The organism is Streptomyces sp. NPDC004838, assembly GCF_053600955.1.
Map to the genome: position 1 here is coordinate 67,400 of NZ_JBSGAW010000011.1, position 13,868 is coordinate 81,267.

Consider the following 13,868-nt stretch of genomic DNA (forward strand, 5'->3'; position numbering starts at 1 on the left):
TGCTCAGCTCCGCGCTGTCGCCTCCGGCGGGGGCGGAGAGGCCCCCTCGGCCTGGCGGCCTGGGAGGTACCCCCACCCTCGGCCGGTGGCCTGGGAGTGCACCCCACCCCTCGGCCGGTGGCCTGGGAGTGCACCCCACCCCTCGGCCGGTGGCCTGGGAGGTACCCCTCCTCGGTCTGGGAGATCCTCCGCGCCGTGCGTCGGTGAATTCCCGGATACGTGTCCGGTACGAGGGAGGGCGACCCTCCGCACTCCGCCCCGGCCTGCCCGCACCGCGTCGCGTCCGACGCCGTGGGCCGAATCGCCGGGTACGGCGGCCGGGTGTGACGGGACAGCCTTGAGCGGGTCACGTCACGCATCACCAGGACCGGTTACCCACCGCCGGGGACCGGTCACCCGCCACCGGGATCTGCGGTCACCGCCACCGGGATCTGACGGACGGCCGGACGGCACCCGTCCGGCCGCCGACGGCGTCGGCACACCCCTCCGCGGTGGTTACCTGACGTGCCACCGGGACCCGAGATCACACAGTCGTGTCGCGTGCCCGCTGTGAAGACGACTTCCGCCCGGAATGGCGGCGCTCGGGGGAATCGCGTGCCACGCTTGGGTTGAGGCATATGACCCACCGCCGGGGAGGGATCAGGGTGATGCGCCCTTCGTGCGCCCTCCGTACACAGCGGCACGGTCCGCACGACCCGCACGACCCGGACCCGCCGGACGGCCCCCGACGGCAGCGAGCGCCCCGCTCCCCGCAGCCCCGCTCCCCGCAGCCCCGCTCCCCGCAGCCCTGCTGCCCACAGCCTCGCCGCCCACAGCCCAGCCCCCCTCCGGACCGGCTCCACCGCCGGCCTGTCCCTCCCCGGCTTCGGGAACCCGGCTTCCACCCGGCCGCCGCGCCCCGGCGGATGCACCCGGCCTCGGGCGTACGGCGGATGTCCGAGGCTCGACCGGCCCCGCGGCCGCGCCCGGCCGCGAGCGACGGACCCGCCCGGCCCGGCCGGCCCGCCCGACACGTGGGCCCGCGAACCCGGCGGGCGGGCCACGGCGCCGCTCCGGACGCCTCCCGCTCTCCATGGGTAGGCCCCGGCACCCACAGGTGCCGGGGCCTGTCCTCCCCTGCGCTGACCCGGAGCCCCGAGCTCCCAGGGTCATTCCCCTCGGACCGTCTTCCCCGATCGGTCCGCCTCCCGCAGAAGATCTCCCCCCGGTGGCGGGCGCCAACCCTGGAGCGTGGTCACTCGAACGAGGGGTGTTACGGACCAGAAGCACGTATTCGAATAGGAGTTCGATAGTCTGGATGGTGCGGGACGTGACCGACAGGCACGACCGCGGGAGAGAAAGGGGTGCCAGGCACATGGTGCGGCGCATCAATGTGACCGGAACGGACGGCGTACGCCTGGCCGCCTGGGAATTCGCCGATCCACCCAAGTGGCCGGGCGGCGGGCCCGGCAGGGGCTCCGCCGGCCCGAGTCGGGCACAACCGCGCGACGGGCGTCCGGACCGTCTTCAGGAGCAGGTCGCGGCACCGCTTCCGGAGCACCTCGCGGCGCGTCTCCCGGACCGGGCGCCGGGCGTTTTACTGCTGCACGGACTGATGGGCCGGGCCTCGCACTGGGCCTCCACGGCCCGCTGGCTGTCCGAACGGCATCGCGCGGTCGCCCTCGACCAGCGGGGGCACGGCCGCAGCGAGAAGCCGGCGGACGGCCCGTTCTCCCGTGAGGCGTACGTCTCCGACGCCGAGGCCGCCGTCGAACAGCTCGGCCTCGGGCCGGTGACGCTGATCGGCCATGCCATGGGCGCTCTCACGGCCTGGCAGCTCGCGGCCAAGCGCCCCGATCTGGTCCGGGCCCTGGTCATCTGCGATATGCGCGCCTCGGCCCTCGGCGCGGCCTCGCAGCGTGAGTGGGAGAACTGGTTCCGTGCCTGGCCGGTCCCGTTCGCGACCCTCGCGGACGTACGGAAGTGGTTCGGCGAGGACGATCCCTGGGTGGAGCATCCCAGCCCCGCGCGCGGGGACTTCTACGCCGAGGTGATGGCCGAGCGCGCGGACGGCTGGCGGCCGGTGTTCTCGCGCCGCCAGATGCTCAAGGCCCGCGAGACCTGGGTCCATGACGCGCACTGGGAGGAGTTGGTCCAGGTCCGCTGCCCGACCCTGGTGGTCCGCGGCCTCGACGGCGAACTGGGCCGCGCCGAGGCCCAGGAGATGGTCAGGGTGCTGCCGCAGGGCCAGTACGCGGAAGTGGCGGACGCGGGTCATCTCATCCACTACGACCAGCCGGAGGGCTGGCGCGCCGCCATCGAGCCCTTCCTCGACGCCGTACGCCGCCGGAGCCATGACACCGGACCCCAATAGGGCCGCCGGAGCCCGTCCAGCATCTGGACGGGCTCCAGTCGTCCCAGAGGAGACAAGCTCCCGGAACCCCCGCTCCGGCGAACCCGCTCCGGTGAACCCGGTCCGGCGAACCCGGTCTGCCGCTGTCCTCAAGGCCCGGTGGCGGGTCAGGCGATCGGTCGGCGCAGCTCCTGACGGATCTTCACCGTGGCCTCGGCCACCTTCTTGAGGTCGACCGCCTCCGGGGTCATGCTCAAGCTCTCGGGCGTGGCCATCGACACGGACGCGTTGGTGTTCTCGTCCGCCCACGCGCAGAACGGGATCGTCGCCTTCCGGCCGTCGCTCTGGCTGGAGACCATGACCTGGCACCGCACCCGGACCTCCGAGCCCTTGGGGGTGTAGTCCTTGGCCGGCACGGCGATCTCGGTGCCCTTCGCCTCGCCCGCGCCCTCCAGGATCTCGTCGAGAGCCCGGTCGGGATCGGCGATCCGGCCGTACAGACCCGAGACGATCACGAATCCCGCCTCTGTGCCGTTCACCGAGTCGTACTGGCCGGTGGCCGCCCGAGGGGCGCGGACGACCGCCTGACTCGCCTCCGCCAGCCGCTCCTGGGTCTGCTGGGACATGTCGTCGGACAGTTCGTACGCGCCGTCCAGCAGCTTCGGGGGGAGCGTGAGCCGATACTCCGCCTCCGGGAACGTCTTCCCGGAGCCTTCGTCGCCCAGGACGTTCTTGCTCAGCCAGTACACGGCGAGGGCCGTCGCGATCATCACCGGCACCGTGACGAGGAGCCCTACGCGGCGCTTCTTCGGCGGGGGCGGCGGTTGCGGCGCGCCCCAGCCGCCAGGGGGCCCGTACGCCTGCTGCGGCGGATAGGGCTGCGGCGGAATCGGAGGGCCGAACCCCTGCTGCGGCGGGACCGGAGGGCCGAACCCCTGCTCCTGGGAGTGGGGAGGCCCGCCCCCGTGTCCCTGCCCCGGAAACGGCGGCTGCTGCCCCTGCGGGTTCCCGGAACTCCCCTGCTGAGGCTGCTGATGCGGTTGAGGCGGTGGCGGAGGCGGCGTCGACATGGAGGCAACCTATGTCACCGCGCGCGACACCCGTCTCCCACCTGGGCCCCAACTCCCCTTCGCCGGTTCAGCCCTTGCTGACCGCCGTCAGGATCTCCGGCAGCCGCCGTGCCGTCAGCGGCGCCGCCAACCGTACGCCCGCCCAGCCGAGCAGTACCCCGTAGCAGGCGCCGGCGGGCAGCAGCAGCCACAGATCGGCGTGCGCGTCCGTCATATGCAGCCAGACCGTCGCGGCGATCAACGGCGCGCAGAGCACGGCTGCGGCGAACATCCCGCCGAAGAGCGAGAGCCAGGCCAGCGCGCCCTGCCCCGGTGCGGCGTTCTTGTAACCGCTGTCCTGCGGGATGGAGTACGGGTAGCGGGCGGAGGCCAGCGCGCCCGTGCCCACCATCGCGCCGAGCACCGCCAAGGACATCCCCAGCGCGGAGGACAGCGTCTGCCAGTCGCCCAGCACGGCCGCCACGACGACCGTGACCATGACCGTGTAGGGCAGGACGATCACCAGCAGGGCCAGTGCCCGTGCCCGCAGTTCCGCGTACGCGTCCTCGGTCCCCGAGATCGTCTGCGCGACCAGCCAGAACGCCGAGGTGTCCTGCCCGAACTGGTTGTACATCTGCATGCCCAGCATGCCCGTCGCGAAGGACGCGATATAGACGGAGCCGGTGCCCTGGACCGCGTTGAACACCGGCACGATCAGACCCATCACCAGCAAGGACACCCATGCCGCCTTGGTCTTCGGATCGCGCCACACATAGCGCAGGGTGCGCTGCATGACCGTGCCCGTACGGCCGTCCGGCAGCCGCCGGTGGAGCCCGGCCCGACCGCCCCCGCCCTTCTCGCTCCGCTTGCCGGCACGTTCCTCCGCCGCGCCCAGTGTCGAGCCGTCGGGAGTCGTCATCAGCCGGGTCAGACTCCGGTCCCACCACCACAGCAGGGCGTACAGGGCCACCCCCGACAGGGCGAGTTGGGCCAGCGCGACACCGTACGAACCCTCGCTCGCGGAGTCGATCGCGTCGATCGCGGACGCGGCCGGCAGCCACCGTACGACCGAGGCCGCCGGATCGAGACCGTCGAGCTCCGCGCTCCCCGACACACTGAGCCGCTGCACGCCGAAGTTGACGAACTGGATGCCGAGCGCGATCAGCAGACCCGTCAGCACCGCCAGATCGCGGCCTTTACGGGAGGTGAGCAGCCGGATGTTGGCCGCCGCGACCGCGCGCGCCAGCGCCACGAACACCAGCAGCGCGAGAGGAACGGCGACGACCGCGACGGCGACCGCGAAGCCGCCGTGGGCGAGCGCGAGCGCCGACCCCAGCAGCAGACAGAGCGAGAACAGCGGCCCGATGCCCACCAGCGAGGCCGCCAGCAGGGCCGAGACCAGCGGGCGTGGGCGCAGCGGCAGCATCACCAGCCGGGTCGGGTCCAGCGTCTCGTCACCGCCGGAGAAGAAGAGCGGCATCACCGCCCAGCCGAGCGCCAGCACACCGGTCAGCAGGACGACGACCGTCGCCGCGTGATCGTTTCCTCGGAGCAGGACCAGCCCCAGGAGCTGGCCGAGGGCGAAGATCAGGGTGAGGACGAGGCTGAGGACGAAGACGAACCTGCGGCCGGTGGACTGGCGCAGCCCGTTGCGGAGCAGCGACAGCTTGAGCCGTACGAAGATCCCGGCGAGCTGCCCGTCGCCGATCCCGGGGGCCGTGGCACCCGCCGCGTACGGCTCGGTGTCGCCCGCCGCGTACGGCTCGGTGTCGCCCGGCGCGTACGCTCCAACCGGCCCGCTGCCGGGCGGGCTCCCGGTGCCCGTAGCGGTCTCTCCCGCGGCGTCCGGCCCGTCCCCTGCCGTGTCCACCGCCGTACTCCGTGCCGTGTCAACGGACTTGCCGCCGGAGCCGCTCCCGGCCCCGGACATGGTTCCTGCCGTGTCCTCGGTGTCCTGAGTGTCCGCCGGGTCGTCCGCGCCGGCGTTCCGCGTCGTGCTCACACCGCACCGCCGCTGCCGCTGCCGGCTCCCTCACCGCTGGCGCTGTCGGCTCCCTCGGCGCTGCCGGTGCCGGTGCCGCCGAGCCAGTCCAGCGAGTCACCGTCCTGCCGCCCGCTCGCCCCGACCAGCTCCAGGAACGCGCTCTGGAGCGACGGCGCGTCGCCGCGTACCTCCGCGAGCGGTCCCTGCGCCCTGATCCGGCCCGCCGCCATCACCGCGACCCAGTCGCACAGCGACTCCACCAGCTCCATGACATGGCTGGAGAACACCACGGTCGCGCCGGATGAGGTGTACCGCTCCAGCACCCCCCGGATCGTCTGCGCCGAGACCGGGTCGACTCCCTCGAACGGCTCGTCCAGGAACAGCACTTCGGGGTTGTGCAGCAGCGCGGACGCCAGCCCGATCTTCTTCCGCATGCCGGTCGAGTAGTCGACGACGAGCTTGTGCTGGGCGCCCGCCAGACCCAGTACGTCGAGCAGCTGGGTGGCGCGTTTGTCGACCTCCGCGCCCGGCAGCCCCCGCAGCCGCCCGCTGTACGAGAGCAGCTCACGCCCCGAGAGACGCTCGAAGAGGCGCAGCCCCTCCGGCAGTACGCCGATCCGGGACTTCACGGAGACCGGATCGCGCCACACGTCGTGGCCCGCGACCTCCACCCGCCCCTGATCCGGGCGGAGCAGCCCGGTCACCATGGAGAGGGTGGTGGTCTTGCCCGCGCCGTTCGGACCGACCAGCCCGATGAACTTTCCCGCGGGAAGGGCGAGGTCGATGCCGGAGACGGCGATGTGCTCGCCGAACCGCTTCCACAGGCCCTCGACGCGAACGGCGGGCGGCGCTGTCCGCGCTCCGCCCGCCTCCACGGCTTGCGCTGCCTCCACGGCGCGCGCCGCCTGCTGGTCCGGTGTCATGGCCTGCCCTTCGGGTTCCCCGGGTCACCCGTACCGGTGGACATGTACGGGTCGGTACCGGACCACCCTATGCAGAATCCCCGCCCCGGCTACCCCCGCCCCCGGCTCACTTCCGGCCACCTCCGTCCCGGCTCACCGGCTCACTTCCGGCCATTCCCGCGCCGGCTCACCCCCGGCGGGTCCGTGCCGCGGCGGCCTCGCGCCCGCACGCGTACGCCAGCGGGCTGATCAGCTCGTCGGCGTCGGGCAGCCACCGGTTGGCCGGCGTGGGCCGGCGGGCCCACTGGACCGCACCCTGGCCGCCGATCCGGGTCGGCGGGGCGGCGACGTAGTGGCCCTCGCCGCGGACGATCAGATCGATCGAGCCAGGCTGCCAGCCCAGTGTGCGGATCAGCGCGGGCACCTTGACGGACGCTCCGGGCAGGACGAAGAACAGCATCCTGCGGTCGGGGGTGCACGTCACGGGGCCGAGCGGCAGCTCCATCCGCTCCAGCCGGGCGAGCGCCAGGAATCCGGCGGACTCGGGGAGGTCGAGCGCGTCGAAGGTACGGCCGGTGGGGAGCAGGATCGACGCCTTGGGGTGCTTCCCCCAGAGCCGCCGGACGGCGGTGGCGCTGCCGGTCGCCTGGTTCGCCCAGTCGGGCCGGACCGCGTGGGCGCCGGGCGCGGGGCAGTCGGTGTCGCCGCAGGAGCAGAACTCCCTGCCCTCGGACGCCTCCAGCCACGTACCGGGGAACACGTCCCAGTGCCGCTCTTCCGCGTACCGCACGGCGTGATCCAGCAACGGCTCACCTCGCTGCTGGGGGATCTGTGCGGCTTCTGTGACGTCGATGGTCTCTTCCACGACCCTCTCAACTCCTGCGGTCACCAGGGGTTACGGGCGTCCTACAGGCCGCCCCGACACCATGATCCCGCATATGGGGCGCATGGATGCACATACGGGGGCGCGCATGTACATCGGGCACGGAAGCGGGTATCCACTTCAAGGGGGCGTCTGCGTGGGGGACGCGCGCCCGGCCGGGAGGAGACGATCCGACGGCCGTGTTCCGGGGAACTGACGGGGCTTCTGGGACCGCATGGGTTCTGGGACCGTCCGGATTCTGGGAAGCTGCCCGGGTTCCGGAAGAACCAGAACAACTCTCGCAAGTCTGCATTCTCCGTATATCAGCCGGGAAGTGATCAGGGCGTTGATCACCGCGGCCTCAGGGGGTTTCTCATGGCAGCCAGGCCACTCGTCGCCCGTCAGCCCAACGAAAGGCTGCAGGCGCTCATTCAGGAAGCCGGGTGTTCCAACGCCGGGCTGGCCCGTCGCGTCAACATGGTCGGCGCGGAACGGGGTCTCGATCTGCGGTACGACAAGACGTCGGTGGCCCGCTGGCTGCGCGGACAGCAGCCGCGCGGGCGTGCGCCGGGCATCATCGCGGAGGCACTCGGCCGCAAGCTGGGCCGTACGGTCACGATCGACGAGATCGGCATGGCCAACGGGAAGAACCTCGCGTCCGGTGTCGGCCTCCAGTTCTCGCCGACCGTGCTCGGCGCGATCGAGCAGGTCTGCGAGCTGTGGCGGAGCGACGTCGGCCGCCGCGACTTCCTCTCCGGGGCGTCCGTGGCCGCCTCGGCGCTGGTCGAGCCCAGCCGTGACTGGCTGATCACCGGCGCGGACACCCAGGTGGCGCGTACGGCGGGCGCGCGGGTGGGCGTTTCGGATGTCGAGGCGGTACGGGCGATGACGGCCGCGCTCACCGATCTCGACCACCGCTTCGGCAGCGGGCACATCCGTCCCGTCGTCGTGCACTACCTCAACTCCGTGGTGTCCGGGCTCCTGTCGGGGTCGTACCGGGAATCGGTGGGCCGTGAACTGTTCGCGGCCGTCGCCCGGTTGACGGAACTCGCCGGTTACATGGCCGTGGACACCGGTCAGCCGGGGCTCGCCCAGCGCTACTACATCCAGGCGCTGCGGCTCGCCCAGGCGGCCGACGACCGCGGTTACGGCGGCTATGTGCTGGCCGCGTCGATGAGCCATCTCGCCGCGCAACTCGGCAATCCGCGGGAGATCGCCCAACTGGCGCGCGCCGCCCAGGAGGGGGCGCGCGGGCATGTCACCCCGCGGGCGCAGGCGATGTTCTACGCGGCCGAGGCGCGCGGGCACGCGCTCCTCGGGGACGCCCGCACCTGCCACCTCGTGGCCGGAAAGGCGCTGGCCGCGCTGGAGCGGGCCGAGCCGGACGAGGACGACGACCCGCCGTGGATCGCCCACTTCGACCGCGCCTATCTCGCGGACGAACTGGCGCACTGCTACCGCGATCTGGGCCAGGCGGAGGCGGCGGCCCGCCATGCCTCCGACGCGCTGGAGGGCCACCCGGAGTCACGGGCCCGGCGGCGGGCGATCGGGCTCGTACTGCTGGCCACGGCCCAGGTCCAGCAGCGCGAGGTGGAGCAGGCGTGTCAGACCGGCACGAGCGCGGTGGAACTGCTGGGGAAGCTGCGTTCCAGCCGGGGCGCGGAGTATCTGGACGATCTCCAGCAGCGTCTGGAGCCGTACGCGGAGGAACCGGCGGTACGCGAATTCGGGGCCAGGGTGGAGCTTCAGGCGGCGTGACGCCGGGCGTCTCCACGTGATGCCGCGGGCTGACGCTGTGGGCCGATGCCGTGGGCTTCACAGGATCGCTCGGCGGGACCCGGCGGGGCGGCCGAAACGGCGGCCGGAACGGCGGTCGAGGAGGCGGTCGACGGGCGACCGGTGGGGTGGCCGATGGGGTGGCCGATGGGTGGCCCGGGGGCGGTCGGCGGGCTCCGGTGGGAGTCCGGGGAGAGCCGGGGGAGGGGCCGGGAAGACGTCGGAGTGGCGGCATGCCCGTAATCGGCGTCTTCGTGGTGCTTGTCGTCACCTCTGGCCCAGGCGAGTGCGAAGGACTTGAACCACCCGGTAGCGTGAACCGACGGTCACGTAGGTCCACACGTAGGAGTTCCGGTGACGAACAGCGGAGAGGGTGACGAGCGGCGGCTTCCCGCGGCTCGCCCCGCGCACGAAGGGGTCGTGCTGCCCGCCGACGGATCCGACCCCCTGATACCCGGCGCTCCCGGCGCCCAGGCTCATACGGCGCCGGCGAGCGGGGAGCCGTGGGGAGAGCCATGGGGCACTCGGCAGCCGGTCCAGGACACCCAGGACCCCCAGGGGGTGCGGCCCGCGCAGGGCGGTGCCTGGGGACAGGAGCCGCAGTACGGCTACGGCGTCCCGTCCCAGCCTCTGCCACCCGCACAGCCCCAGGTCCCGCCGGGCGGGGGCGCGGGGCAGTGGGGCGGGCCTCCTCCGCAGTCGCTGCCACCGTCACAGCCACAGCCACAGCCGCTGCCTCAGTCGCAGCCGTTGCCTCAGCCGGGCGGCCCGCACCGGCAGGCACAGGACCTTCCGGGTGCGCTGCCGCCCGGAGCCGCCTTCAGCCCCACCGACGCCACGCAGTACATCCCGCCCGTGCCGTCGGCGGACGGCCCCGGAGGACCGCCGCCCTTCGGCTCCACGGACGCGACGCAGTTCATCCCGCCCGTGCCGCAGGCCGACGACCAGGACCGGGCGACGACCTTCCTCGGGACCGGGCCGCTGCCCAGTGACGGAGGAGTACGCGGTGGCGGGGGGATGCCCGGTGGCGGGGCGGTGCCGCCCGAGGCCGCCACGCAGTTTCTGCCGCCCGTGCCCGCCGGTCCCTCGGCCGGGCCGCCCATGCCCGTGGGCGCACCGCCCGGCACTTCGCCCGGCACTTCGGGCGAGCGCCCGCCGCCCGCCGAGTTCGACAGCCTCTTCCGTACGGACGGGGTCGGGGCGCCCGCGCCCGCGGGGCCTTACCGGGCGGATCCCACCCAGCATCTGCCGCGCGTGGAGGGCGGACCGCCGCCGGCCGGTCATCAACAGCCGTATCAGGGGGACCAGTACGAGGACGACGAGCGCGAGGATCGTCGGCGCAAGTCCTCGCAGATGGCGGTCATGGGCGCGGTGGTCGTCGCCTGTGCCGTGCTGGGACTCGGGGTGAGCGCCGCCATGTTCGGCGGCGGGGACGACAAGCAGCCGGACACCACACCCCGTAAGAACGTCGCCGCCCCTTCGCCCGCGCCCAGCGGCGCGGGCGAGCCGACGGAGTCCGCCGCCCCCGACCCCGAACGGACGCAGGCCGAGGCGCTCGACAAGCTTCTCGCCGACAGCAACAACAGCCGTGAGGCGGTGATCCGTTCGGTGGAGAACATCAAGCGGTGCGAGAACCTCGACCAGGCGGCCGACGATCTGCGCGGGGCGGCCGAGCAGCGCCGGAACCTGGTGACCCGGCTCGGCGAGCTGAGCGTCGACAAGCTGCCCCGCAACTCCGAGCTGACCGCGTCGCTCACCAAGGCGTGGCAGTCGTCCGCGTCGGCGGACGACCACTACGCGGCCTGGGCGAACCAGGTCAAGGGCAAGAAGGGCTGCCGGGACGGCCGGGCCCGCAACACCGGTCAGACGGCCCAGGCCAACCGCGCCAGCGGTGACGCGACCAAGGCCAAGCGCGAGGCGTCCGGGCTGTGGAACTCGATCGCGGCCGACCACGGACTGACCGAACGCCGCAGCGAACAGCTCTGACCGTGCGGCTCCGGCCGTGCGGCTTTGACCGAGCGCGGAGACCGGCTCCGACCGTGAGGCTCTGACCGAGCGCGGTGACCGGCTCCGGCCGCGCGGCGGCCGGGTGCCGGGCGTGCGGCGGCCGGGTGCCGGGCGTGCGGCGGCCGGGTGCCGGGCGTGCGGCGGCCGGGTGCCGGGCGTGCGGCGGCCCCCTCGGTGGGGACCGAAGGGGCCGGGACGATGCGCCTCGGGCTCACTGCTGCTGGGCAGACTCCTCGACCAGCGCGTGGAGTTTGCCGGTCAGGTCGGGGTGGTCGCCTCGCGATGCCGACTGCAGGAGATCGGTGCAGGCCACGAGCATGGCCGCGCGGCCGGCGGAACTCTCCAGCAGTTCGCGGAACTCGTGCCGCATCCGGGCCGCGGTGTTCGGCGCGAGTTGGGAGTAGGCCACCATCAGGGCGGCGTCGTACCCGCGCGGTGCCAACCCCCATGCTTCCCAGTCGAGCACGGTCGCGTCGGTGGTGATGTTCGCAGCGTGGAAATCGCCGTGCGCGCATTCCCAGAACTCGACGCGGGGAGCAGGGTGGCCGGTGAACTGTGGTACAGCGCGGTCGATCCACTCCTGCCGTACGGCGATCCGGTCGGTCCGGGCGGCCGCGACCGAGGCGAGGGTTCCCCGGACGGCGGTGAACCATGTGTTGGGGAGTTCGATCTCCTGGCGGAGGACCGGGTCGGCAGACAGGACTGGCTCGTGGATGAACTGGGTCAGCTCCGCCCGGTAGGCGTGCGCCGTGTCCGTCCAATCGTGCACCCCGAACAGCTGGGGCTTGGGCACGGTGGGAAAGGTCCGGGCGGCCAGCTCGGTGCCCTCCCAGAGTTTCCCTCCCACCTTCTCGGCCGGAGCGGACAGGAGACGGAGCCAGCACACGCCGTGCGCCGGGTGTACGGCCTGCCGGCCCAGGGTCCGCCCGCGCCAGCCCCACGCCTGCGGGCCCTGGAGGGCGACGCCCATGGCCTTCGCGGCGCGCTGGTGCGCGTCGGACATGCGCCGAGTTTCGGTGTCAGTCGCTGGTGGCGAGTACATCGAGAACCGTCCGGAGCGTGTAGCGGGAAACCTCGGCGTGGGGCGCGGCGAGGGCACCGCTCCAGTGTGCCGGGTTGCTGGTCGCCAGGAGGACTTTCGAGACACCGGGGCAGGAGGCCACGGCCGTGAGACAGGCGGCGGCGATCTTCGACCCTGGGCGGATGAGTTCGGCGATCTCGGGAGTGGCCAGGTGCGGCAGTTCGCCGCCGTGCAGGGGGGCGGAAGCGTGGACGTCCCATCCGAGTTCGTTCGCGGCGGCCATCACCGCTTCGGTCTCGTCCCGCAGCCGCACGTCGGGGTGCTCGTCCTCCTCGCGTCCGATGGCGGCGGTGGCCTGCTTCAGCAACTCAGCACTGCACGGCCACCCCGCGATGACGGCGGCGGCGCCTGCGGCTCCGCACGCCGGTCCGTACGCGATCCCGTCTACGTCACCCGGTCCGCGCGTCGGATGACACGAGCGCCGCAGGGCGCGGACATGCGCGTTCCGTACGCCGGCCGATCCGTACGTCGGCCGACAGGGGAGGTCAGCTCGTCTCGGACGCGACCAGCGTCTTGCTGACGTCCACGAAGCCCTCCCGCTGCGCCACCAGCCGCCCCTCGCGCACCTCTTGGAAGGTCACCCCCCGGTTGACGATCCTCGGATAGCCGGGGGTGCCGAGCATGTCCTCGTAGTCCCAGCGCAGGACGGGGGTGAGCCCGCCCGTCGAGATCTGAAGTCCGTTGTCGAGGGCGCGGGCGATCTTTCCGGGTGTGACGTCGTCGGAGTCGATCGACTGGACGACCGCCTTCAGCACCGTGTACGCGACCCAAGTGGTCTGCACGCCCGGGTCGGTGGAGTCGATGCGGTTGTCGCCGAACGCGTGGACGTCGATCACCTTTTTCATGTCGTTCCAGCGCTCATCGCCCGAATCCGGGTACCACCCGGTGATGAACGCGCCCTCGAAGGGGCCGTTGCGTCCGCCCGTCCGGTCGATCAGCGCCTGGCCGACGCTGCCGAGCACCGAGGAGACCCGGATGGTGCGGCCGTCGTCGGGCAGCCGCCGGAAGGAGTCGAAGAACGTCTCGGTGTGGTCGCCCAGCGCGGCCGTGACACAGCCGGGCCTGCGGTCGTCGCTCGTCTCGGCCCCGGCCCCCGCCTTGGTGCGGGCCTGGTCGGCCTGCCGGGTGTACTCGGTCGCGTCGTCGGGAGCCAGGATGTCCGTCGAACTGCCGTGCCCGCTCTTGGAGAGCCCGGCGTTCAGCAGCAGCGGCAGCTCGTCGCCCGCGAGGGAGTCGGGCCGTACGAGCGCGACCCGGCGGCAGACGCCCGCGAGCTGCGTCCCATGACCCGCGAGGAGGGCGGCCTGGCCTCCGTTGACGGGATAGGACAGATAGCTGGTGAACTCCTGCTCGGATATGCCGTATCCGCCGATGAAGGGGATTCCCGCGCCCTGGAGCGGGGCCATGAACGCGCTGCCGTGCTGGCTGTACGAGCCGACGACGGCGTCGACGTCCTCCTCGACCGCGCGCCGGGAGCAGGCGGCGGCCCCGGCCGAGGTGTTCTCCTCGTTGCAGGTGAGCACCTGGAGTTCATGCCCGTCGATTCCGCCCTGGGAATTGACCCAGCGGGCATACGCCTTGGCCATGGCGGGCATTCCGGGCATATTGGTTGCTTGGGTCTCCTCCGGCGCGAAGGTCATCACCTTGATGGGCTCCCGGGAGCCGCCCGGGGTTCCGGGGATCACACCGCAGCCGGTGGCCAGTACGGTTCCGGCCGCCACGGCGGCCGTCGGTATCCGCAGGGCGCGCATCCGCGCGGTCCATGAGGGGCGGGGGGTGGTGGAACGTCGCCTACCGGTCATGGGCCAGTACGGTTCCGCTGCTGAGGTAACGGCGGAGTGTGCGTCGTTGGCCGGCAGGTAGCGGAATGGTGAA

At 72.5% G+C, this 13,868-nt stretch carries 10 protein-coding genes; 3 read left to right on the forward strand and 7 right to left on the reverse strand.

Annotation, left to right across the window (positions count from 1 at the left end; genetic code table 11):
- Window positions 1-1,354 precede the first annotated feature (1,354 nt).
- Window positions 1,355-2,353 (forward strand): alpha/beta fold hydrolase, encoded by a 999-nt coding sequence (locus ACWEFL_RS14895; protein WP_451711791.1) that lies wholly within the window; start codon window positions 1,355-1,357, stop codon window positions 2,351-2,353.
- A 146-nt stretch (window positions 2,354-2,499) separates the two neighbouring features.
- Here ACWEFL_RS14895 and ACWEFL_RS14900 read toward each other — a convergent pair whose 3' ends face one another.
- From ACWEFL_RS14900 to ACWEFL_RS14915, 4 genes are all read right to left on the reverse strand, one after another.
- Window positions 2,500-3,102: a hypothetical protein gene (locus ACWEFL_RS14900; protein ID WP_451711793.1), complete on the reverse strand. Its 603-nt coding sequence runs from the start codon at window positions 3,100-3,102 to the stop codon at window positions 2,500-2,502.
- Window positions 3,103-3,469: 367 nt separating this feature from the next.
- The gene (locus tag ACWEFL_RS14905; protein WP_451711795.1) at window positions 3,470-5,383 is read right to left on the reverse strand and encodes a transporter; all 1,914 of its coding nucleotides are present in this window, start codon (window positions 5,381-5,383) and stop codon (window positions 3,470-3,472) included.
- The gene (locus ACWEFL_RS14910; protein WP_451711797.1) at window positions 5,380-6,288 is read right to left on the reverse strand and encodes an ABC transporter ATP-binding protein; all 909 of its coding nucleotides are present in this window, start codon (window positions 6,286-6,288) and stop codon (window positions 5,380-5,382) included. The genes ACWEFL_RS14905 and ACWEFL_RS14910 overlap by 4 nt, the downstream gene beginning before the upstream one ends.
- A 166-nt stretch (window positions 6,289-6,454) precedes the next feature.
- Window positions 6,455-7,132, reverse strand: a complete 678-nt coding sequence (locus tag ACWEFL_RS14915) for a bifunctional DNA primase/polymerase (protein WP_451711800.1) — start codon at window positions 7,130-7,132, stop codon at window positions 6,455-6,457.
- Window positions 7,133-7,504: 372 nt separating this feature from the next.
- Between ACWEFL_RS14915 and ACWEFL_RS14920 the strand changes: the two genes are divergently transcribed.
- Together ACWEFL_RS14920 and ACWEFL_RS14925 are read left to right on the forward strand one after the other, a co-directional pair.
- Window positions 7,505-8,887, forward strand: a complete 1,383-nt coding sequence (locus ACWEFL_RS14920) for a transcriptional regulator (RefSeq protein ID WP_451711802.1) — start codon at window positions 7,505-7,507, stop codon at window positions 8,885-8,887.
- A gap of 372 nt (window positions 8,888-9,259) precedes the next feature.
- A complete protein-coding gene (locus ACWEFL_RS14925) occupies window positions 9,260-10,891 on the forward strand; it encodes a hypothetical protein (protein ID WP_451711805.1) in 1,632 nt (543 codons plus the stop codon).
- A gap of 232 nt (window positions 10,892-11,123) precedes the next feature.
- Here the strand turns inward: ACWEFL_RS14925 and ACWEFL_RS14930 are convergent, their stop codons facing one another.
- The 3 genes from ACWEFL_RS14930 to ACWEFL_RS14940 all read right to left on the reverse strand — a co-directional run bounded on the left by ACWEFL_RS14930 (window position 11,124) and on the right by ACWEFL_RS14940 (window position 13,795).
- Complete coding sequence (locus tag ACWEFL_RS14930) at window positions 11,124-11,915, reverse strand: phosphotransferase (RefSeq protein WP_451711808.1); 792 nt, start codon at window positions 11,913-11,915, stop codon at window positions 11,124-11,126.
- Window positions 11,916-11,931: 16 nt separating this feature from the next.
- Entirely contained in the window at window positions 11,932-12,300 is a 369-nt protein-coding gene (locus ACWEFL_RS14935) for a hypothetical protein (RefSeq protein WP_451711811.1), read from the reverse strand.
- 178 nt (window positions 12,301-12,478) lie between these two features.
- Window positions 12,479-13,795, reverse strand: coding sequence for an ABC transporter substrate-binding protein (locus ACWEFL_RS14940; RefSeq protein WP_451711814.1), 1,317 nt, complete (start codon window positions 13,793-13,795; stop codon window positions 12,479-12,481).
- Between the last annotated feature and the right edge of the window lie 73 nt (window positions 13,796-13,868).